This window comes from Telluria sp. ZB4P34 (assembly GCF_059686055.1).
Genome location: NZ_JCASIF010000001.1, coordinates 722,079 through 741,874, shown reverse-complemented (window position 1 = coordinate 741,874; position 19,796 = coordinate 722,079). Strand labels below are relative to the sequence as shown.

Genomic DNA, 19,796 nt, shown 5'->3' with positions numbered 1-19,796 from the left:
ATTTTTCTTACAAAACATCAGGCGATCCGCGGCTTGCGCCCCCGATCAGCTTTTCTTTTCTTCCGGCAGCGACGCCGTCACCGGCGCCGACTGCTCGGCGTTCTTGCATTCGTTGGCCAGCTGGCGGTTCAGTCTCGAGTCCAGCAGGATGCCCTTGGCCGGGATGCCGATCCAGATCAGGCCCCAGTACTGGTTCTCGAAGCGCTGCGCGCCGGTGGTGGTGCCTACCCGGCTCAACCGATGCACACGCTTCTTCCAGCGCAGTGCGATGTAGTCGGGGGCAGTCTCGTTGGTGTAGATCGTGACCTTGTTGTTGAGTTCGCACTGGTACTCGGTGACGATCGTGTCGGTAATGTCCGGCTCGTCGTCCTGCACGGCATCGTAGGCGCGCACGGACTCCGCTGCGCCGGCAGCGGCAGCAGCAGCAGTTGCAGCTGCAGCGGCCTTGGTCGACTTTTTCGTCTGGGCTTTCGCCTTGGCTTTCGGCTTGGCCTTCAGGACCGCTTCGGCCTTCGGGTGTTTTTCGGGGGCCGCGGATGCATGCGCGCAGACGCCGGCGGCCGCCAGCGCAAACGCGCAGGCGGCAAGGAGACTCGGGAGTCGGGAGAGGGAGGTGGTCATCAATTGGAATCCGTGTGGTTGACGATCGCCGCAGCGGCTTCCGGCAGCGCCAGGCCAGCCAGTTTTGCGCGCTGCAACACGGTCCAATAATATCGGTAGCTCGCGCGGTCGTGCAAGCGGCCATGTTGTGCAATCGGCCCCCAGTTCGCGGTCATGGCTTCAAGCAAGATATTGCTTGCTTCGTTCACTTCCGAGAGGCGCGGCGTGAAGGCCTTCAGGATCGGCTTGATCTGGTCCGGGTGGATACTCCACATGCGGGTGAAACCGAATTCCGCGCCGGCGCGCTGGGCGTCGTTGGCCACCACCGCGCTGTCGCGGATGTCGGTGGTGACGTTGTGCGAAGCTACCTTGCCGTGCGCGTGGCAGGCCGCGACCATCTCGAGCTTGGCGCGCACCACCAGCGGGTGGGTGAACTGGGCGGGGGTGCGCATGGCGCTGGCCGGCACCGCGCCGTAGTGGGCGGAGACGAAGTCCATGATGCCGAAGGACAGGCACTCGACCTGGGGCAGGGCGGCGATATCGTAGGCCGCGCGCAGGGCGCCGTGGGTCTCGATCAGGACGTGGACAGGGAGATCGGTTGGTCCGGCACTCCGGCGACCGGCTTTTGCGGCATGCTGGTTGATCAGGTCGATCGCGCGGGTCACTTCATCCACGCTGTCCACCTTCGGCAGCACCACGTAGGCCAGGCGCGCGGCGGTGGCGCCGACGATCGCGGCGACGTCGGCCGCGAAGTGCTCGCTGGCCGTGTCGTGCAGGCGCACGCCGATGCGGTTGAACCGGTTGTCGTCGCTGTTGATCAACTGGGTAACCAGCAGGGCATGTTCAGCTTCGCTGCCGGCAATGGCGCCGTCCTCGCAGTCGAAGGTGATGTCGAACACGGGCCCAAGCTCTTGTTGCAGGGCCATCGATTTGCGCATCAGCTTCTCCGAGCCGGCGTAATGGTCGCAGGCGGGGAGCAGGAGCGGCTGGCGTTTGCCCTGGAATAAAACCTCGGAAGGATGCATGGTATGTCTTGAAACGAATCGGCCATGCCGTCACGGGTAGCACCCTGGGCGGCATGGCACGGTTGGCGCGGCGGCGACATGCGCGCCGCGCCGATTGTGTTACTTAAGCCAGCTCAGTTCAGCAGATGAGCGACGCCGGCCTTCTCTTCTTCGAGCTCTTTCAGCGTCAGGTTGATGCGTTCCTGCGAGAAGGCGTCGATTTCCAGACCCTGGACGATGGTGTACTCGCCGTTTTCGGTGGTCACCGGGAAGCCGAACATGGTGCCTTCCGGGATGCCGTACGAACCGTCCGACGGGATGCCCATGGTAGTCCACTTGCCATTGGTGCCCAGCACCCAGTCGCGTACGTGGTCGATCGCCGCGTTGGCAGCCGATGCCGCCGACGAGGCGCCGCGCGCTTCGATGATGGCGGCGCCGCGCTTGCCGACGGTCGGCAGGAAGGTGTCGCGGTTCCAGGCGTCGTCGCTGATCGCTTCCTTGACCGACTGGCCGTCGATGGTGGCGAAGCGGTAGTCGGCGTACATGGTCGGCGAGTGGTTGCCCCACACGGCCATCTTCTCGATGGCGCCGACCGGCTTGTTCAGCTTGGCGGCAACCTGCGACAGGGCGCGGTTGTGGTCCAGGCGCAGCATGGCGGTGAAGTTCTTGGCCGGCAGGTTCGGGGCCGACTTCATGGCGATGTAGGCGTTGGTGTTGGCTGGGTTGCCGACCACCAGCACCTTCACGTTACGCGAAGCGACGGCATCCAGCGCCTTGCCCTGCACGGTGAAGATCTGGGCGTTGGCTTCCAGCAGGTCCTTGCGCTCCATGCCCGGGCCGCGCGGACGGGCGCCGACCAGCAGGGCCACGTCGACGTCCTTGAAGGCGGTCATCGGGTCGGCGTGGGCGGTCATGCCGGCCAGCAGCGGGAATGCGCAGTCGTCGATCTCCATCATGACGCCCTTGAGCGCTTTCTGTGCCTTCTCGTTGTCGATCTCGAGCAGCTGCAGGATGACCGGCTGGTCCTTGCCCAGCATGTCGCCGTTGGCGATGCGGAACAGCAGGGAATAGCCGATCTGGCCGGCCGCGCCGGTAACGGCGACGCGCATTGGGGTTTTAGCCATGATGAATCTCCAAAGTGGGGAAAGAAGAAAACTGTCGAGCCGAGGGGGCGAATTCGGGGAAAGCTGCAATCATACCAAAAGCGCACCGTGTCAATTGGATATCGCGCGCGTAGCGACAAGGTAGGCGCGGAGGTCCAAGCCGACCGCGAGTTTATGCCTCGACTGTTCTATCTGTCAATTCATATCATATGTCTTATATAAGACACATGTCTTGGCAGTCATATACTGGACGTACAACCCGGTTTTGTGGTGAAATCGCGGTCTATGAACCCCCTCCCGCCCAACAGCAGCGATGCAACCGGAGCCGACGCATCGCCGTCGTTCCGTCCGCTGTACCAGCAGATCAAGGCCCTGATTACCCAGAGCCTGCAGTCGGGCGAGTGGAAACCGGGCGAGCTGATGCCGAGCGAAGTCGAGCTGGCGGGGCGGTTCAAGGTCAGCCAGGGTACGGTGCGCAAGGCCATCGACGAACTGGCGGCCGAGCACCTGGTCGTGCGCCGGCAGGGAAAGGGCACCTTCGTTGCCACCCACTTCGAGGAGCGCGCCCACTTCCGCTTCCTGCGCTTGATGCCCGACGAGGGCGTTCCCCACCACCCGGACAACCGCTTCATCGCCGTGCTGCGCATCCGCGCCACCTCGGAGGTTGCGCGCCTGCTCGAGCTGAAGTCGGGTGACACGGTCGTGTACATCAAGCGCGTGCAGTCCTTCGACGGCGTGCCGACCATCCTGGAAGAGCTGTGGCTGCCGGGGCAGCTGTTCAAGGGGCTGACGGCGGAGCGCCTGGTGGAGTACAAGGGGCCGATGTACGGGCTGTTCGAGTCGGAATTCGGCACGCGCATGATCCGCGCGACCGAGAAGATCCGCGCGGTAGCGGCGGATGCGGCGGCCAGCGAGCACCTGAAGGTGCCGGAGGGCACGCCGCTGCTGTGCGCGGACCGGGTGTCGTTCAGTTATGGCGACAAGCCCGTCGAGCTGCGCCGCGGTATTTACTCGACCGCGCGCCATCATTACCAGAACGAGTTGTCGTGACAACACATGGATAAGCGTAGGGCGGTCGGCTCCGCCGACCGCGCGTCCAGCCAGAACATGCGTTGCCACAACGCATCCGGGAGTTGAACGCGCGGTCGGCAAGCCGACCACCCTACATGGCGCCGTTAGCCCGGCGCCACTGCAGCGGACCCCGACCGGTTCACAGCAGGGATCGCCCGAAGCGATTAAAATGAGTCGGTTTTGCGTAAGCGACGAACACTGCCCGGTTCGCTGCAGGGATGCCCCGGTTATCTTCCACTGGATGCTTGGTGCCCCGTCACAAAATCGGCGAAAATGAAGGGTTCACTAAAAAACTGTCGTCATAGAGGGAGGTGTTTCATGTCCGAAGCCGTGAGAGAAGCTGCAAAAAAAGGGCGGCCGGAGTTCCGCAACATTGGCATTGGTGATATTACAAGTAAATATCGCATGCCGCCATCGGCCATCGTGTCGATCCTGCACCGCGTGAGCGGCGCCGGTCTGTTCCTGTTCCTGCCTTTCCTGCTGTATCTGTTCCAGGAAAGCCTGTTGTCGGAGATCTCGTTCGAGCACTTCCGCGGCATCGCGAGCCACTGGTTCACGAAGATCATCCTGCTGGGCCTGTCGTGGGCTTACCTGCACCACTTCGTCGCCGGCGTGCGCCACCTGTTCATGGACAACCACCTGGCCCTGGATAAGGATGCCGCTCAGAAAACCGCGCGCTGGGTGCTGATCATCACCCTGGTGCTGACCGCGCTGGTCGGCCTGAAACTGTTCGGAGTGTTTTAATCATGGCAAACAAGAATAACATCGGACCGCGCCGCCTCGTCGTCGGCGCCCACTACGGGGTCAAGGACTGGCTGGCGCAGCGCGTCACCGCCATCGTCATGGCCGTGTTTACCGTCGTGCTGCTGGTGGCCTTCCTCACCGGCCAGAATTTCACCTATGAAGGCTGGGCCGGGCTGTTCGCACGCCAGTGGTTCAAGCTGTTCGCGCTGGTGACTTTCCTGGGCCTGTTCTACCACGCCTGGGTCGGCATCCGTGACATCTGGATGGACTACATCAAGTCGGCAGGCCTGCGCCTGTTCCTGATGCTGGCGACCATCTTCTGGCTGCTCGCCTGCGCCGCCTGGACCGTGCAAATTCTCTGGAGTGTGTAATCGTGGCAGCAATCAAAACTGCAATCCCTACCCGCCGCTTTGACGCGGTCATCGTTGGCGCCGGCGGTTCCGGCATGCGTGCATCGCTGCAGCTGGCCGAAGCCGGCCTGAACGTGGCGGTGCTGTCGAAAGTGTTCCCGACCCGTTCGCACACCGTGGCTGCCCAGGGCGGCATCGGTGCTTCGCTGGGCAACATGAGCGAAGACGACTGGTACTGGCACATGTTCGACACCGTCAAGGGTGGCGATTACCTGGGCGACCAGGATGCAATCGAATTCATGTGCCGCGAAGCGCCAAAAGTCGTGTACGAACTCGAACACTTCGGCATGCCCTTCGACCGCAACCCGGACGGCACCATCTACCAGCGTCCGTTCGGCGGCCACACCGCGAACTTCGGCGAGAAGCCGGTCCAGCGCGCCTGCGCGGCGGCCGACCGTACCGGCCACGCGCTGCTGCACACCTTGTACCAACGCAACGTCCGTGCCCGCACCCACTTCTTCGTCGAGTGGATGGCCCTCGACCTGATCCGCGATGCCGACGGCGACGTGGTCGGCGTGATGGCCCTGGAAATGGAAACCGGCGACGTGATGATCCTGGAAGCGAAGACCACCATCTTCGCCACCGGCGGCGCAGGCCGCATCTTCGCCGCATCGACCAACGCCTTCATCAACACCGGCGACGGTATGGGCATGGCGGCGCGCGCCGGCCTGCCGCTGCAGGACATGGAGTTCTGGCAGTTCCACCCGACCGGCGTGGCCGGCGCGGGCGTCCTCATCACCGAGGGCGTGCGCGGCGAGGGCGGCATCCTGATCAACTCGAACGGCGAACGCTTCATGGAGCGCTACGCGCCGACCCTGAAGGACCTGGCGCCGCGCGACTTCGTCTCGCGTTCGATGGACCAGGAGATCAAGGAAGGCCGCGGCTGCGGTCCGAACAAGGATCACGTGCTGCTCGACCTGCGCCACATCGGCAAGGACACCATCGAGAAGCGCCTGCCGTCGATCCTGGAAATCGGCCACAAGTTCGCCAACGTCGACGCCACCAAGGAACCGATTCCGGTGGTGCCGACCATCCACTACCAGATGGGCGGCATCCCGACCAACATCCACGGCCAGGTCGTCGCCCCTGACGGCACCGGCGGCCAGAAGATCGTCAACGGCCTGTACGCGATCGGCGAATGCGCCTGCGTCTCGGTGCACGGCGCCAACCGCCTGGGCACCAACTCGCTGCTCGACCTGGTGGTGTTCGGCCGCGCGGCCGGCAACCACGTGGTGGCATCGAACCTGAAGCAAAAGGTCAACAAGGCCCTGCCGAAGGACGCCGCCGACTATGCGCTGGACCGCCTGAACCGCCTCGAGACCTCGACCGGCGGCGAGAAGGTGCAGCACGTGGCCAACGACATCCGCGCCACCATGCAGAAGTACTGCGGCGTGTTCCGTACCCAGGAACTGCTGGACACCGGCGTTAAGGAAATCATGAAGCTCGACGAGCGCCGCAAGCATGTTTCGTTCAAGGACAAGTCGAAGGTGTTCAACACCGCCCGCGTGGAAGCGCTGGAACTGGACAACCTGATCGAGACCGCCAAGGCGACCATCGTGTCGGCCGCGGCACGTCCGGAATCGCGCGGCGCCCACGCCCACAGCGACTACCCGAACCGCGACGACGAGAACTGGATGAAGCACACCCTGTTCTTCTCGGAAGGCAACCGCCTCGAATACAAGGCTGTGGTCACCAAGCCGCTGACCGTCGACACCTTCAAGCCGAAGGCCCGTACTTTCTAATTTCGTTGAGGGCCGCGACGACATCGCGGCCCATATAGAACAGGTAAAAACATGGCACGCACCGTCCAACTGAAGATCTACCGCTACGATCCTGACAAGGATGCGAAGCCTTACATGCAAGACGTCACCGTCGAGCTGCAAGACACCGACAAGATGCTGCTCGACGCCCTCCAGCGCATCAAGTCGGACGTCGATGATTCGCTGGCCCTGCGCCGCTCCTGCCGCGAAGGCGTGTGCGGTTCCGACGCAATGAACATCAACGGCAAGAACGGCCTGGCCTGCACCACCAACCTGAACGAGCTGACCCAGCCGATCGTGCTGCGTCCCCTCCCGGGCCTGCCGGTGGTGCGCGACCTGATCGTCGACATGACCAACTTCTTCAAGCAGTATCACTCGATCAAGCCCTACCTGATCAACGAGTCGATCAAGCCGGAGAAAGAGCGCCTGCAGTCGCCGGAAGAGCGCGAAGAGCTCGACGGCCTGTACGAGTGCATCCTGTGCGCCTGCTGCTCGACCTCGTGCCCGTCGTTCTGGTGGAACCCGGACAAGTTCGTCGGCCCTGCCGGCCTGCTGCAGGCCTACCGCTTCATCGCCGACTCGCGCGACGAGGCCACCAACGAGCGCCTGGACAACCTGGAAGACCCGTACCGCCTGTTCCGCTGCCACTCGATCATGAACTGCACGGATGTGTGCCCGAAGGGCCTGAATCCGAACAAGGCGATCGGCAAGATCAAGGAACTGCTGGTTCGTCGCGCGATTTAAGGCGGCGCGTTGTTTCAAGCGTGATTTGAACGCGTGGGCGGGAGACCCGCCCACCCTACGAGACCACGATACCCGTAGGGTGGGCGGGTTCCCCGCCCACGCGTTCAGCAGGCAGAAGCTTTGCCGCGCAACTTGCAGCATCGCGAAGTAAAGATGCCGCAAATACAGTAAAAATACCGTACTGCCTATTCCCGGCCTACGGAGTATGATGTTGACCCAACAACGGACTCTAGTGAACACGCATCAATCCGACCCCGCCAACCGTGCCCGCCTGCGCTGGCGCGCGCGCCGCGGCCTGCTCGAGAACGATTTGATCCTCACGCGCTTCCTCGATGCGCATGAAGAAGCATTGAGCGACGAGGAAGTCGATGCGCTGACCCGCTTGCTGGATCTGGCGGACAACCCGCTGATGGACCTGCTGCTGGGCCGCACCGAGCCAGAGGGCGAGGTCGACCAGCCGCACGTGCGCGCCTTGCTGGCGCGCCTGCGCCAGGCCTAGTCCCGCTGCGGTCGGCCAAGATTTTCGTTTATTGTTTTTAGATCCACTCCCACAAGAAGGAAGTGCCATGAATATCTCTGATACCAAAGCCACCCTGTCGTTCTCCGACGGCAGCCCGTCGGTCGACATGCCGATCTACAAGGGCACCATCGGCCCGGACGTCATCGACATCCGCAAGCTGTACGGCCAGACCGGCAAGTTCACCTACGACCCCGGCTTCATGTCGACTGCCGCGTGCAACTCGAGCATCACCTACATCGACGGTGACAAGGGCGAACTGCTGTACCGCGGTTACCCGATCGAGCAGCTGGCCGTCAATTGCGACTTCCTGGAAACCTGCTACCTGCTGCTGAACGGCGAACTGCCGAACGCCGAGCAGAAAGCCAAGTTCGACGACACCGTGACCAAGCACACGATGATCCACGAGCAGATGAACTTCTTCTTCCGTGGTTTCCGCCGTGACGCGCACCCGATGTCGGTGCTGGTCGGCACGGTCGGCGCCCTGGCTTCGTTCTACCACGACTCGCTGGATATCAACGACGCCAAGCAGCGCGAGATCTCGGCGATCCGCCTGATCGCCAAGCTGCCGACCCTGGTCGCCATGGCATACAAGTACTCGGTCGGCCAGCCCTTCATGTACCCGCGCAACGACCTGTCGTACAGCGCCAACTTCATGTACATGATGTTCGCCAACCCGTGCGAAGAGTACAAGGTCAACGACGTGCTGGTGCGCGCCCTGGACCGCATCCTGATCCTGCACGCCGACCACGAGCAGAACGCCTCGACCTCGACCGTCCGCCTGGCCGGTTCGTCGGGCGCCAACCCGTTCGCCTGTATCGCTGCCGGTATCGCCTGCCTGTGGGGCCCGGCACACGGCGGCGCCAACGAGGCCGCACTGACCATGCTGAAGGAAATCGGCTCGGTCGAGAACATCCCGGCCTTCATCGAGAAGGTCAAGGACAAGAACTCGGGCGTGAAGCTGATGGGCTTCGGTCACCGCGTCTACAAGAACTTCGACCCGCGCGCCAAGCTGATGCGCGAAACCTGCCACGAAGTGCTGAACGAATTGGGCCTGCAGGATGACCCGCTGTTCAAGCTGGCGATGGAACTGGAAAAGATCGCGCTGAACGACGAATACTTCGTCTCGCGCAAGCTGTACCCGAACGTCGACTTCTACTCGGGCATCGTGCAGTCGGCCCTGGGCATCCCGGTCTCGCTGTTCACCGGTATCTTCGCGATGGCCCGTACCATCGGCTGGATCGCCCAGTGGAACGAGATGATCGCCGATCCGGAACAGAAGATCGGCCGCCCGCGCCAGCTGTTCGTCGGTTCGCAGGTGCGCGATGTGCCGGGGATCGACAAGCGCTGATCAACGCGTAGCGTCATCAGGAAAGCGGGCTTCGGCCCGCTTTTTTTGTTCCTGGAGTAGGTAGGGCGGGCTTTGCCTCCAACACATCCGTCATCCGGAACTGTTTCAGGTACAGTAGCGCATCTTTCAGACAATATTGAAGAACGATCAATGTCCTATCCCTACCTGAGCGATGTGGTGATGGCGCTTACCGGCTACGATGTCCCGCTGCCGTTCGCTACTTTCGGCATCCTGGTCGCCTGCGCGATGCTCGCCGCGGCCGCCTGCCTCGGCGCCGAGTTGCGCCGCCTGTACGATGCCGGCCAGCTGCCGCCGGGCTGGCGCGCGGTGAAGGGCGGGAACGGGGCCGGCATCCGGATCGTGAAGCCGCCGCACGAACTGGTGTCCACGCTGAGCATGCTGGTCATGTTCACCGGCATTGCCGGCGCACGGCTGTTCCATATCCTCGAAAATACCGACCAGTTCGTGGCGGCGCCATGGTCGATGATCTTCAGCCGTTCGGGCCTGAGCGTATTCGGCGGGCTCATCGTCGGCACGTTGGCTGGGTTGGTCTACGTCCGCCGCTGGCACCTGCCGGTGCGTCCGATGCTGGACGCCGTCGCTCCGGCGATGATGCTGGGCTACGCGATCGGCCGCATCGGCTGCCAGGTCTCGGGCGACGGGGACTGGGGCACTCCAGCGAACATGGCGTTGAAGCCCGACTGGCTGCCGACCTGGTTCTGGGCCCAGACCTATGACAACAACATCTACGGCGAGGTTATCGCGGCGCCCGGCGTCTATCCCACGCCGATCTATGAGTCGCTCATGGCGCTCGGCTGCTTTGCGCTGCTGTGGGCGCTGCGCAAGCATCCGTTCAGGACGGGCTGGCTGTTTTCGCTCTACCTGGTGCTGGCCGGCGTCGAGCGCCTGCTCATCGAGCAGATCCGGGTGAATCCTCCTTACACGCTCGCGGGCATCCATGCGACCCAGGCTGAACTCATCGCCGCCAGCCTGATTGTCGGGGGAATTGTCGGGCTGGTGCTGCTCGGCCGCCGTCATGCTGCGCAGCCAGGTGCTCATGCGCCGCTGGCGCCTTGACGCGAGGTCAGATCCGACTCCATCGATCAAGGAAACCTGCCGCCATGCCCATCCGTGAAGACATCGTCCCGGCGACCAGGTTGCGCCGCTTGCCGTCCTTCCACAGGAAGTTGGAGCATTCGAAGCCGGACAGGAAGAATGTGGGGAAGATTCCCGGATGCCGTGCCATGCGATGTCCTTTCGAGGCGTGTTGACGCATGAGACGCTAGCATGCCCGGCGCCGGCCGGTCGCCGCGCAGAAGATCGGGACAGAGCAGCGGGACAGAACAGCGGGACAGAACAGCGGGACAGAACAGCGGGGCAGAACAGCGGGGCAGGGCGGCCGGGCGAGCCTTCGAGCGCCCCTGGTCCGCCTGTCATCCAGTTATAATGTCTTCCTTTGGTACCAGGCCTGATCCGGCCCCTTGCACAGACCGATGGTCGCCAGTCCGCAACGCAAGCGCTCCACTCCCAGCTTCATCGCCTTGCTGTTGATGCTGGTGATGGTGTTCGCCCACTGGCAGGGCCTGGCGCACCGGGTCGCGCACGCCTGGCAGGCCCCGGGCGCTGCGCTCGACGGCGCCGCCAATGGTCCGGCGGTCCCGGACCAGAAGATGCTGTCCCATTCCTGCCTCGCCTACGACGCCGCCACGGTGGCGCCGGCCTTGCACACGCCGCCACGCACGGTGGAGGCAGTGCCCGCCGCCCGCGTGCTGGCCGGGTGGACCGCATTCGACTCCTGGGCCGCGCCCTTCACGCCTTATTTCTCTTCCCGCGCTCCACCCGTCGCCTGATGTCCTGACTTCCCGATCCGCCTGCGCCGGCCCGGCCGCGCACGCGTGTCCGCCCGTATTCGTCTTTAGGAATTCATCATGCACGTCCAGCGCACTATCCTGGCGGGCGCGGTATTGGCCGCCCTCGCACCACTGTCGTATGCCCAGACCACGACTGCCCAGCCCATCGCCACCGTCGTCGTCACCGCCACCCCCTTCAATGCCGCCGAAGGCGACCAGATCCTCACGCCTGCCAAGGTGCTGGCCGGCGATGAACTGCGCAGCAAGCTGGGGAGTTCGCTGGGCGACACCCTGTCCAGTGAACTCGGGGTGTCCGCCTCGGCTTTTGGGGCCGGCGCCTCGCGCCCGATCATCCGCGGCCTGGAAGGCAACCGCGTGAAAGTGCTGGAGAACGGCATGTCGGTATCCGACCTGTCGGGCCTGTCGAACGACCATGCCGTCACCGGCGAGGCGGCCACGGCGCGCCAGATCGAGATCCTGCGCGGCCCGGCGGCGCTGCTGTACGGCTCGGGCGCCATCGGCGGCCTGGTCAACGTCGTCAACGAGCGCATTCCGACCGAACTGCACGACAAGCCGAGCGGCGTGGTCGAGACCCGCTACAGCAGCGTGGACCACGGCCGCGCCCTGTCTTTCTCGGGTGACGCATCGACGGGCAAGGTGGCGCTGCACGTCGACGGCAGCGGGCGCGACGCGGGCGACTACCACGTTCCCGACGCGCCCGACGGCGACACGCTGCCGAATTCCTCGCTGCGCCAGCACACCCTGGGCGCTGGCGCCTCGTATATCGGAGAACGCGGCTATGTCGGCGCCTCGGTCAGCTCGCTGAAGAAGAACTACGGCATCCCGGGCGGCGAGGGCGCCCAGATCGACCTCGACCAGACCCGCTACGACATCGACGCCCAAGTGGACAGGCCCATGGCCGGCTTCGAGAAGCTGCGTTTCAAGGCCGGCTATTCCGACTACGGCCACGTGGAGCTCAATAGCGAGGGCGGTCCCGAGACCATCTTCGCGAACCGTTCGCTCGAGTCGCGCCTGGAACTGAGCCACAAGCCGGTCCGCGGCTGGGAAGGCAGCTTCGGCATCCAGACCGAGCACACGCGCTTTTCCGGCCTGAGCGCGGACAGCGGCGAATCGGCGACGGTGCCGGTCACCAGGTCGGACACCCACGCCGTCTTCCTGGTCGAGCAGCGCCAGTTCGGCAAGGCGCGCGTGAATGCCGGCGTGCGGGTCGAGTCGGTCAAGCGCGAACCGGAAGGCGCCGCGCCGCGCCGCAGCTTCGACCTGCTGTCCTACTCGGCAGGCGCGGCCTGGCCGCTCGCCAGGGACTATTCGGTGGGCGTGACCGCCTCGGTGGCCCAGCGCGCACCCGGCACCGACGAGCTGTATTCGGGCGGCCCGCACGAATCGACCCTGACCTACGACATCGGCAATCCGAATTTCAGGAAGGAGACCTCGCGCAACCTGGAACTCTCTTTCCGCAAGGTCGAGGGGCTGGTGCGCTGGCAGCTGAACCTGTTCGAGAACCGCGTGCGCGACTTCATCTACGGCGAAGTGGGCGACACCCTGCTGGACGACGAGGGCAACCCGGGCGACGAGCTGCGCGAGCGCATCTTCCGCCAGGCCGATGCGACCATCCGCGGCGCCGAGGCCGAGATCAGCTACAACCGCCATCCGCACACCCAGGGCCTGTCGCTGCGCGCCTTCGGCGACCTGTCGCGCGGCGCGCTCGACGATGCGGGCAGCCTGCCGCTGCAGCCGGCCAAGCGCATCGGCATCGAGGCCGGCTACCGCCAGGGCGCCCTGCGCGGCGGCGTCTCGGTGCTGCGCGCGCTGAAGCAGGAGCGCCTGGCCTCGTTCGAGACGACGCCGACGCCGGCCTACACCCAGCTCGACGCCAACCTGTCCTATACCCAGCGCTTCAAGGACCTGGACCTGACCTGGTTCGTCATCGGCAAGAACCTGCTCGACGAAGACATCCGCATCTCGACCTCGGTCCTGAAGGACCTGGCGCCGCTGCCGGGACGGAACATTACCCTTGGCGTACGCGCCACGCTCTGATCCGGCGCAGTCGGCATGATCCAGCCGGCCGCCGCGCTGCTATAATCGGCGCATTCTTCCGAGGTGAACGTTTGCGCCGGATTCTCGCACTCCTGCTGCTGCTCTGCCTTCCCCTGTATGGATTTTCCATGCAGGGCGGCTTGCCGCAGGCCTACGGTGCGCAAACCCTGGCGCATGCGGTGGCGCACGACGAGAATATCCTGCACCACCACCACGAAGACGATGGTTCGGTCCACTACGACGCATCCGAACAGTCGCTCGCCCATGCGCAGGACCACCACTCCTGCGCGCAAGCCGCCGACCTGCTCCTGCCGACGCCCATCGTGCCGCCCGAACAGCTGCTCTCCAGCGTGGTCATGCCCGCTGCCGATGCGCTGCCGGAACCTTTCCTCGACGGGCCGCGAAAGCCGCCCCGCCACGCCCCCGGCCACGCCGCCGGGGGAATGACGCACGCCTGAACCAGGCCTGGCGCGCAAGCCTGTCGCGCCCGTGCGCCATCTCCCGGTGATTGTCGATTTTCACCGATGGAGAACACATGCGCACCCGCCGCCTGCCGCTTTATTTTCTAGGCGCCGCTCTTGCCCTGCCATGCTGGGGCCTGGCAGCGCCGCCAGCCACACTCAAACATGCCGTCGACGCCGCCTGGCAGCGTGCGCCCGCCGCGCGCACGATCGAGGCGCGTCGGCTCGAGGCCGCGGCGGCGCGCGCCAACGCCGCTTCCTGGATCGCGTCCGCCCCCACGCTCGGCCTGTCCCAGCGCCGCGACGACAGCGGCGCCGAGCGCGCACAGCGCGAATCCGAGATGTCGGTCTCGTCGTCGTTCTGGCTGCCGGGGCAGAAGTCGGCGCGCGAGGCGCTGGCCGCGCGCAGCGGCGCCGAGGCAGCCGCCCATCTCGCCGCCACCCGCCTTGAGGTGGCCGGCCTGGTGCGCAAGCGGATGTGGGAAGCGGCAGGCGCCCAGGTGACGCTGCAGGAAAAACAGGACCACCTGCACCATCTCGAAGGATTCGCCGAGGAAGTCCAGCGCCGCGTCAAGGCGGGCGACCTGGCGCGCAGCGACGGACTGCTGGCGCAGCAGGAAGTCCTGGCTGCCCGCATCGCCGTCGGCAGCGCGCGCACCGCCGCGGCCGAGGCGCTGGCCCGCTTCCAGGTCCTGACCGGACTGCCGGAACTGCCCGCCTTGGCGCCGGAAGCGCTGCACGAAGGCGCTGCGCCGGCCAATCCGCGCCTGGCCGCCCTACACGCGTCCGAACAGCGCGCCCGCGCTGCGCTCCGCCTGCTTGAAGCAAACCGCGCGGCGCCGCCCACCGTCGCGCTGTCGGTGCGCCGCGAAGAAGAGCGTACCTTCCGCGAGCCCGTGCGCAGTGTCGGCCTGGCGCTGCAGATCCCTTTCGGCAGCGCCGCGCGCAACCGCGGTGTCGAAGCCCAGGCCCAGACGGTGATCGCGACGGCCGCGGCTGAAGCGGCCGAGGCCCAGGCCAACCTGGATGCCGACCTCGCCGTCGCCCGCGAGCGCCTCGAGAACGCCAGGGCGGCGCTCGACGATGCGGTCGCCCGCGCCAATGCACTGCACGAGCACACCGCGCTGTTCGACAAGGCCTTTCGCCAGGGCGAGCGCGGCCTGGCCGACCTGTTGCGCTCGCGGGCACTGGCCCATGAGGCCGACGTCGCCGTGGCCCAGCAACAGGTCGCACTCGGGCACGCCCATGCGCAAGTCAACCAGGCACTAGGAATTCTTCCATGAAAATCCCGACCATGTTCTTCGCGGCCATGCTCGCCATGGCGCCGGCGCTCGCCGGTCCCGGCGCGCACGGGCCGAACGGCGAACACCTCGACGCCCCCGCGGCGGCGGCCGGCGCCGCGCTGCCGCGCATCGAAACCTCTAGCAAGGCTTTCGAACTGGTGGGCCAGCTCTCGGGCGGCGAACTGTCGATCATGATCGACCGCTACGAGACCAACGAGCCGGTCCTGAACGGCGTGCTCGAAGTCCAGTACAGGAACCTGAAGGCGAAGGCCACCTTCCACGCCGATATGGGCGACTACGCCGTCGACGATCCGGCCTTGCTGGCCGCGATCTCGAAGCCGGGCGTGCATCCGCTGCTGTTCACCCTGGTCGCAGGGGAGGAGAGCGATCGGCTGGAAGGAAGCCTGCAGGTGGCGGAGGTGTCCGGAGATCACGACCATGAGCACGAGCATGCGCCACGGTGGCCATGGCTGGCCGCCATCGCGGCGGCCGTGCTGGCCGCTGCGGTCTTCGCCGTGCGCCGCAAGCGTCAACGCAAAGAAAGCCTGAACATGAAACATCGCATTGTCGTCGGCATCCTCGCCGGCCTCTTCACGACTTCCCTGCTGGCTGGACCCGGCGCCCATGGCCCCGACGGCGAGCACCTCGACGAGAAGGGCGGCGCCACGGCCAGCGGCCTGGCGCGCCTGCCCGACGGCAGCGTCAACGTGCCGAAGCTGGCGCAGCGCCGCATGGGCGTACGCACGCTGATGGTGAAGGAAGGCAACTACCCGCGCATCGTTCAGCTCAACGGCCGCGCGGCCATCGATCCGAATGCGGGCGGCCGGGTGCAGGCGCCGTTCGCGGGGCAGATCGCGCCGGGGCCGAAGGGCTTGCCCGTGGCCGGCCAGCGCGTGGTGAAGGGACAGGTGCTGGCACGCCTGCGCCCGACCGGCGACGCCATCGAACGCGGCAACCAGGCCGCCGAACTGGCCGGGCTGCGCGCCAACCGCGCGCTGCTGGAAAAGCGGGTCCGGCGCCTCGAATCGCTGGAAGGCGTGGTGCCGGCAAAAGAAGTCGAGGCCGCCCGCGCCGAGCTGGCTGCCACGGTCGGCCGCGAGCGGGCGGTGGGCAGGTCGATCGACGGCGTGGAAAACATCATCGCGCCAGCCAGCGGCATCGTCGCCAGCGCCGCGGTATTGAACGGCCAGATGGTGGGGTCGCGCGACGTGCTGTTCGAGATCGTCGATCCGCAACGGATGCTGGTCGAGGCCCTGTCCAGCGACGTTTCACTGGCGCGCAGGATCGGCAGTGCCACGCTGCGCGACGTGGACGGCGTCGAACTGACCCTGCTCGGCGGAGGGCGCAGCCTGCGCGAGGGCGCGGTGCCGCTGAACTTCCGGGCCCAGGGCAAGACGCTCGACCTGGCGGTGGGGCAGCCGGTCACCGTGCTGGCCAGGCTGGACACGACGGTGAAGGGCGTCGCCCTGCCGGCGTCGGCGCTGGCGCGCAACCAGGCCAACGAGACCGTGGTGTGGGTCAAGTCGGGCGCCCTGCGCTTCATTGCGCTGCCGGTCGAGGCGACCCCGCTCGACGCCGGCACCGTGATCGTGACCAGGGGGCTGAGCGCCGACAACCGGGTGGTGATCGAGGGCACCTCCCTGATCAACCAGATCCGATAGGCAGGAACGGAAAGCACCCATGTTCAATGCAATCGTTCGTTTCAGCCTGCGCAACCGCCTGTTCGTGCTGGCAGCAGCGCTGCTGCTGATGGTCTACGGCGCCGTGACCGCATGGCGCACGCCGGTGGACGTGTTCCCCGACCTGAACAAGCCGGTCGTCACCGTCCTGACCGAGGCAGGGGGCATGGCGCCCGAGGAAGTCGAGCAGCTGGTGTCGTTCCCGATCGAGACCTCGCTCAACGGCATGCCGGGCGTGACCCGGGTGCGTTCGGTGTCGGGCGTGGGCCTGTCCATCGTGTATGCGGAATTCGACTGGGGCACCGACGTCTACCGCAACCGCCAGCTCGTAGCCGAGCGCATCACCCTGGTCAAGGAACAGCTACCGGGGAATATCTCGCCGATGATGGGGCCGGTGTCCTCGATCATGGGCGAGATCATGCTGATCGCGCTGCCCATCGACCTGGCCCGGACCGATCCCATGAAGGCGCGCGAGTACGCCGACTTCGTGCTGCGTCCGCGCCTGCTGTCGATTCCCGGCGTGTCGCAGGTTGTCCCGATCGGCGGCGAGGTGCGCCAGCTGCGCGTGCAGCCGGATACGGCGCGCATGGCGCAGTTTGGCGTCTCGCTCGATCAGGTACTGAGCGCGCTGCGCGGCGTCGCGGCCAATACCAGCGGCGGCTTCATCGACCTGAACAACCGCGAGTACCTGATCCGCAACCTCGGGCGCACCACCCGCCTGGAAGACATCGCGGGCTTGCCGGTGGCCTACCGCAAGGGCGCGCCGGTGCTGCTCGAACAGGTCGCGAGCGTCGCCTATGCGCCGGCCTTCAAGCGCGGCGACGCCGGAATGAACGGCAAGCCCGCGGTGATCGTCAGCGTGCAGAAACAGCCGGCCGGGGATACCGTGCGCCTGACCCGCGACATCGAGTCCGCGCTGGCGGAACTGGAGCAGGGACTCCCGGCCGGCATCTCCCGGCCGACCGTGCTGTTCCGCCAGGCGAACTTCATCGACGCCTCGATCGGCAACGTGGTCGAAGCGCTGCGCGACGGCGCCATCCTGGTGGCGATCGTGCTGTTCGCCTTCCTGCTCAGCGCCCGCACCACGCTCATTTCGCTGGTCGCCATCCCGCTGTCGCTGGCGGTGACGGCGCTGGCCTTGCACCTGCTGGGCCAGTCGATCAACGTGATGACGCTGGGCGGCCTGGCGATCGCGGTCGGCGAGCTGGTGGACGATGCGGTGGTGGACGTCGAGAACATCCTGCGCCGCCTGAAGGAACGGGACAAGACCGGGCCGGGGGTACGGACCGTGCTGGAAACCATCTGGCACGCCTCGGTGGAGGTGCGCTCGGGGATCGTCTATGCCACCGTGATCGTGGTGCTGGTGTTCATCCCCCTGTTCGCGCTGCCGGGCATCGAAGGAAGGCTCTTCGCGCCGCTCGGCATCGCCTATATCGCCTCGATCCTGGCCTCGATGCTGGTGTCGATGACCGTCACGCCAGTGCTGGCCTATTACCTGCTGCCGAAGATGAAGCGCCTGCACAAGGGCGATAGCCCGATCGTGCGCCGCATGAAAGCCTGGGACACGGCCGCGCTGGCATGGTCGCTGCCGCGCATCCGCCTGGTCCTTGCCGGCGCGCTGATCGTGGTGGTGGCTGCCGCCGCCTCGGTGCCGTTCTTCCCGCGCACCTTCCTGCCGGCCTTCAACGAAGGCTCGCTGGTGATGGGCATGACTTTCACGCCGGGCACTTCGCTGGCCGAAGCGAACCGCATGGGAGCGCTGGCCGAGACCCTGATTGCCCAGGTGCCGGAGGTGAGCAAGGTGGGACGCCGCACCGGCCGCGCCGAACTGGACGAGCATGCCGAGGGCGTGCACTCGTCCGAATTCGAGATCGACCTCAAGCCCTCGGAACGCGATCGCGAAGAGGTGATGGCCGCCATCCGCGGCCAGTTGTCCGGCATCCCGGCCGCGGTGGCGATCGGCCAGCCGATTTCACACCGGCTCGACCACCTGCTGTCGGGGGTGCGCGCCCAGATCGCCATCAAGATCTACGGCGACGACCTCGACACCCTGCGCGGCCTGGCCGAAGACCTGCGGAGCCGACTGGCCGGCGCGCACGGGCTGGTCGACCTGTCGGTCGAGCGCCAGGTGTTGATCCCGCAGGTGACGCTGCGCGTCGACTACCGCAAGGCGGCCCAGCACGGCCTGGGCGCGGGCGAGGTGCTGCAGGCGCTGCAGTCGCTGTCGGAAGGCACGCGCGTGACCCAGGTGATCGACGGCGCGCGCCGCTACGACCTGGTGGTGCGCCTGAACGACGCCGGGCGCTCGCCGCAGGACCTGGGCCGCGTCATGCTCAACAGCCCGGCCGGGCAGATCCCGCTCGCGGACATCGCCACGGTGGAAGAGGGGGACGGCCCGAACCAGATCGGCCGCGAGAACGGGCGCCGCCGCATTGTCGTGACTGCCAACACTGACGGCTCCAACATGAAGCACGTCATCGACGACGTGCGCAAGGCAGTGGCGCAAACGCGGCTGCCGGGCGGCTACTTCGTGAGCGTCGAAGGCCAGTTCCAGGCGCAGGAGCAGTCGCAGCGCCTGATCGCCGGCCTGTCGCTGGCCTCGCTGGCGATGATCTTCCTGGTGCTGTATTCGCGCTACCGCTCCTCGACGCTGGCGCTGGTCATCATGGTGAACATCCCGTTCGCACTGGTCGGCAGCGTGATCGCGATGTGGATCGCGGACGTGTCGCTGTCGGTGGCCTCGATGGTCGGCTTCATCACGCTGGCCGGCATCGCGACGCGCAACGGCATCCTCAAGATCAGCCACTACATCAACCTGTGCAAGTTCGAGGGAGAGCGCTTCGGATGGCCGATGATCGTGCGCGGCTCGATCGAGCGCCTGACGCCGGTCCTGATGACGGCGCTGGTGGCCGCTTTCGCCTTGAGTCCGCTGCTGCTGGCGGCGGATGCGCCGGGCAAGGAGATCCTGCATCCGGTGGCGGTCGTCATCTTCGGCGGCCTGATCAGCTCGACCCTGCTCGATTCGCTGCTGACCCCGCTCATCTTCTGGAAGGTCGGACGGCGCCCGCTCGAGCGCCTGCTGGCCGAGAAGCACGGCGACAGTTACTGATTTGACGGGCCGGGTGGCGGCGCCCTTCCGTGCGGCCACATTCAAGTCGCGG

18 protein-coding genes are annotated in these 19,796 nt (G+C 66.0%); 14 read left to right on the top strand and 4 right to left on the bottom strand.

Annotated features, from left to right (window positions below):
* Positions 1 to 45: 45 nt before the first annotated feature.
* From AC56KL_RS03325 to AC56KL_RS03315, 3 genes are all read right to left on the bottom strand, one after another.
* Positions 46 to 621 carry a hypothetical protein gene (locus tag AC56KL_RS03325; protein ID WP_497178712.1) on the bottom strand — a complete coding sequence of 192 codons (576 nt, stop codon included), beginning with the start codon at positions 619 to 621 and terminating at the stop codon, positions 46 to 48.
* Entirely contained in the window at positions 621 to 1,625 is a 1,005-nt protein-coding gene (locus tag AC56KL_RS03320) for an HpcH/HpaI aldolase/citrate lyase family protein (protein ID WP_497178711.1), read from the bottom strand. The genes AC56KL_RS03325 and AC56KL_RS03320 overlap by 1 nt, the downstream gene beginning before the upstream one ends.
* 113 nt (positions 1,626 to 1,738) lie before the next feature.
* A complete protein-coding gene (locus tag AC56KL_RS03315) occupies positions 1,739 to 2,728 on the bottom strand; it encodes a malate dehydrogenase (RefSeq protein ID WP_497178710.1) in 990 nt (329 codons plus the stop codon).
* 264 nt (positions 2,729 to 2,992) lie between these two features.
* Here AC56KL_RS03315 and AC56KL_RS03310 point away from each other — a divergent pair, with 264 nt between their 5' ends.
* From AC56KL_RS03310 to AC56KL_RS03275, 8 genes are all read left to right on the top strand, one after another.
* Positions 2,993 to 3,757, top strand: coding sequence for a GntR family transcriptional regulator (locus AC56KL_RS03310; RefSeq protein ID WP_497178709.1), 765 nt, complete (start codon positions 2,993 to 2,995; stop codon positions 3,755 to 3,757).
* 339 nt (positions 3,758 to 4,096) lie between these two features.
* Entirely contained in the window at positions 4,097 to 4,522 is a 426-nt protein-coding gene (gene sdhC, locus AC56KL_RS03305; protein ID WP_497178708.1) for a succinate dehydrogenase, cytochrome b556 subunit, read from the top strand.
* 2 nt (positions 4,523 to 4,524) lie between these two features.
* Positions 4,525 to 4,893, top strand: coding sequence for a succinate dehydrogenase, hydrophobic membrane anchor protein (gene sdhD, locus AC56KL_RS03300; protein WP_497178707.1), 369 nt, complete (start codon positions 4,525 to 4,527; stop codon positions 4,891 to 4,893).
* Positions 4,894 to 4,895: 2 nt separating this feature from the next.
* Positions 4,896 to 6,674: a succinate dehydrogenase flavoprotein subunit gene (sdhA, locus tag AC56KL_RS03295; protein WP_497178706.1), complete on the top strand. Its 1,779-nt coding sequence runs from the start codon at positions 4,896 to 4,898 to the stop codon at positions 6,672 to 6,674.
* A 51-nt stretch (positions 6,675 to 6,725) separates the two neighbouring features.
* Positions 6,726 to 7,436, top strand: a complete 711-nt coding sequence (locus AC56KL_RS03290) for a succinate dehydrogenase iron-sulfur subunit (RefSeq protein WP_497178705.1) — start codon at positions 6,726 to 6,728, stop codon at positions 7,434 to 7,436.
* 232 nt (positions 7,437 to 7,668) lie between these two features.
* Complete coding sequence (locus tag AC56KL_RS03285) at positions 7,669 to 7,935, top strand: FAD assembly factor SdhE (RefSeq protein WP_497178704.1); 267 nt, start codon at positions 7,669 to 7,671, stop codon at positions 7,933 to 7,935.
* Between the two features lie 67 nt (positions 7,936 to 8,002).
* Complete coding sequence (gene gltA, locus AC56KL_RS03280) at positions 8,003 to 9,304, top strand: citrate synthase (protein ID WP_497178703.1); 1,302 nt, start codon at positions 8,003 to 8,005, stop codon at positions 9,302 to 9,304.
* A gap of 150 nt (positions 9,305 to 9,454) precedes the next feature.
* Positions 9,455 to 10,381 (top strand): prolipoprotein diacylglyceryl transferase, encoded by a 927-nt coding sequence (locus AC56KL_RS03275; protein WP_497178702.1) that lies wholly within the window; start codon positions 9,455 to 9,457, stop codon positions 10,379 to 10,381.
* A gap of 7 nt (positions 10,382 to 10,388) precedes the next feature.
* On the opposite strand, the gene AC56KL_RS03270 is transcribed toward AC56KL_RS03275, so the two are convergent.
* Positions 10,389 to 10,550 (bottom strand): hypothetical protein, encoded by a 162-nt coding sequence (locus AC56KL_RS03270; protein WP_497178701.1) that lies wholly within the window; start codon positions 10,548 to 10,550, stop codon positions 10,389 to 10,391.
* Positions 10,551 to 10,785: 235 nt separating this feature from the next.
* On the opposite strand from AC56KL_RS03270, the gene AC56KL_RS03265 reads away from it, so the two are divergent.
* The 6 genes from AC56KL_RS03265 to AC56KL_RS03240 all read left to right on the top strand — a co-directional run bounded on the left by AC56KL_RS03265 (position 10,786) and on the right by AC56KL_RS03240 (position 19,744).
* Positions 10,786 to 11,154: a hypothetical protein gene (locus tag AC56KL_RS03265; protein ID WP_497178700.1), complete on the top strand. Its 369-nt coding sequence runs from the start codon at positions 10,786 to 10,788 to the stop codon at positions 11,152 to 11,154.
* Positions 11,155 to 11,232: 78 nt separating this feature from the next.
* A complete protein-coding gene (locus tag AC56KL_RS03260; RefSeq protein ID WP_497178699.1) occupies positions 11,233 to 13,212 on the top strand; it encodes a TonB-dependent receptor in 1,980 nt (659 codons plus the stop codon).
* A 71-nt stretch (positions 13,213 to 13,283) separates the two neighbouring features.
* Positions 13,284 to 13,670: a hypothetical protein gene (locus AC56KL_RS03255; RefSeq protein ID WP_497178698.1), complete on the top strand. Its 387-nt coding sequence runs from the start codon at positions 13,284 to 13,286 to the stop codon at positions 13,668 to 13,670.
* A gap of 77 nt (positions 13,671 to 13,747) precedes the next feature.
* Positions 13,748 to 14,956: a TolC family protein gene (locus AC56KL_RS03250; protein WP_497178697.1), complete on the top strand. Its 1,209-nt coding sequence runs from the start codon at positions 13,748 to 13,750 to the stop codon at positions 14,954 to 14,956.
* Complete coding sequence (locus AC56KL_RS03245) at positions 14,953 to 16,617, top strand: efflux RND transporter periplasmic adaptor subunit (protein WP_497178696.1); 1,665 nt, start codon at positions 14,953 to 14,955, stop codon at positions 16,615 to 16,617. Before AC56KL_RS03250 ends, AC56KL_RS03245 begins: the two co-directional genes overlap by 4 nt.
* A 19-nt stretch (positions 16,618 to 16,636) precedes the next feature.
* The gene (locus AC56KL_RS03240; RefSeq protein ID WP_497178695.1) at positions 16,637 to 19,744 is read left to right on the top strand and encodes an efflux RND transporter permease subunit; all 3,108 of its coding nucleotides are present in this window, start codon (positions 16,637 to 16,639) and stop codon (positions 19,742 to 19,744) included.
* Positions 19,745 to 19,796: the final 52 nt, after the last annotated feature.

Coding starts and splice junctions, on each gene's coding strand:
- AC56KL_RS03325 (WP_497178712.1), bottom strand. CDS start 621: ATGACCACCTCCCTCTCCCGACTCCCGAGTCTCCTTGCCGCCTGCGCG.
- AC56KL_RS03320 (WP_497178711.1), bottom strand. CDS start 1,625: ATGCATCCTTCCGAGGTTTTATTCCAGGGCAAACGCCAGCCGCTCCTG.
- AC56KL_RS03315 (WP_497178710.1), bottom strand. CDS start 2,728: ATGGCTAAAACCCCAATGCGCGTCGCCGTTACCGGCGCGGCCGGCCAG.
- AC56KL_RS03310 (WP_497178709.1), top strand. CDS start 2,993: ATGAACCCCCTCCCGCCCAACAGCAGCGATGCAACCGGAGCCGACGCA.
- sdhC (WP_497178708.1), top strand. CDS start 4,097: ATGTCCGAAGCCGTGAGAGAAGCTGCAAAAAAAGGGCGGCCGGAGTTC.
- sdhD (WP_497178707.1), top strand. CDS start 4,525: ATGGCAAACAAGAATAACATCGGACCGCGCCGCCTCGTCGTCGGCGCC.
- AC56KL_RS03290 (WP_497178705.1), top strand. CDS start 6,726: ATGGCACGCACCGTCCAACTGAAGATCTACCGCTACGATCCTGACAAG.
- gltA (WP_497178703.1), top strand. CDS start 8,003: ATGAATATCTCTGATACCAAAGCCACCCTGTCGTTCTCCGACGGCAGC.
- AC56KL_RS03275 (WP_497178702.1), top strand. CDS start 9,455: ATGTCCTATCCCTACCTGAGCGATGTGGTGATGGCGCTTACCGGCTAC.
- AC56KL_RS03270 (WP_497178701.1), bottom strand. CDS start 10,550: ATGGCACGGCATCCGGGAATCTTCCCCACATTCTTCCTGTCCGGCTTC.
- AC56KL_RS03260 (WP_497178699.1), top strand. CDS start 11,233: ATGCACGTCCAGCGCACTATCCTGGCGGGCGCGGTATTGGCCGCCCTC.
- AC56KL_RS03250 (WP_497178697.1), top strand. CDS start 13,748: ATGCGCACCCGCCGCCTGCCGCTTTATTTTCTAGGCGCCGCTCTTGCC.
- AC56KL_RS03245 (WP_497178696.1), top strand. CDS start 14,953: ATGAAAATCCCGACCATGTTCTTCGCGGCCATGCTCGCCATGGCGCCG.
- AC56KL_RS03240 (WP_497178695.1), top strand. CDS start 16,637: ATGTTCAATGCAATCGTTCGTTTCAGCCTGCGCAACCGCCTGTTCGTG.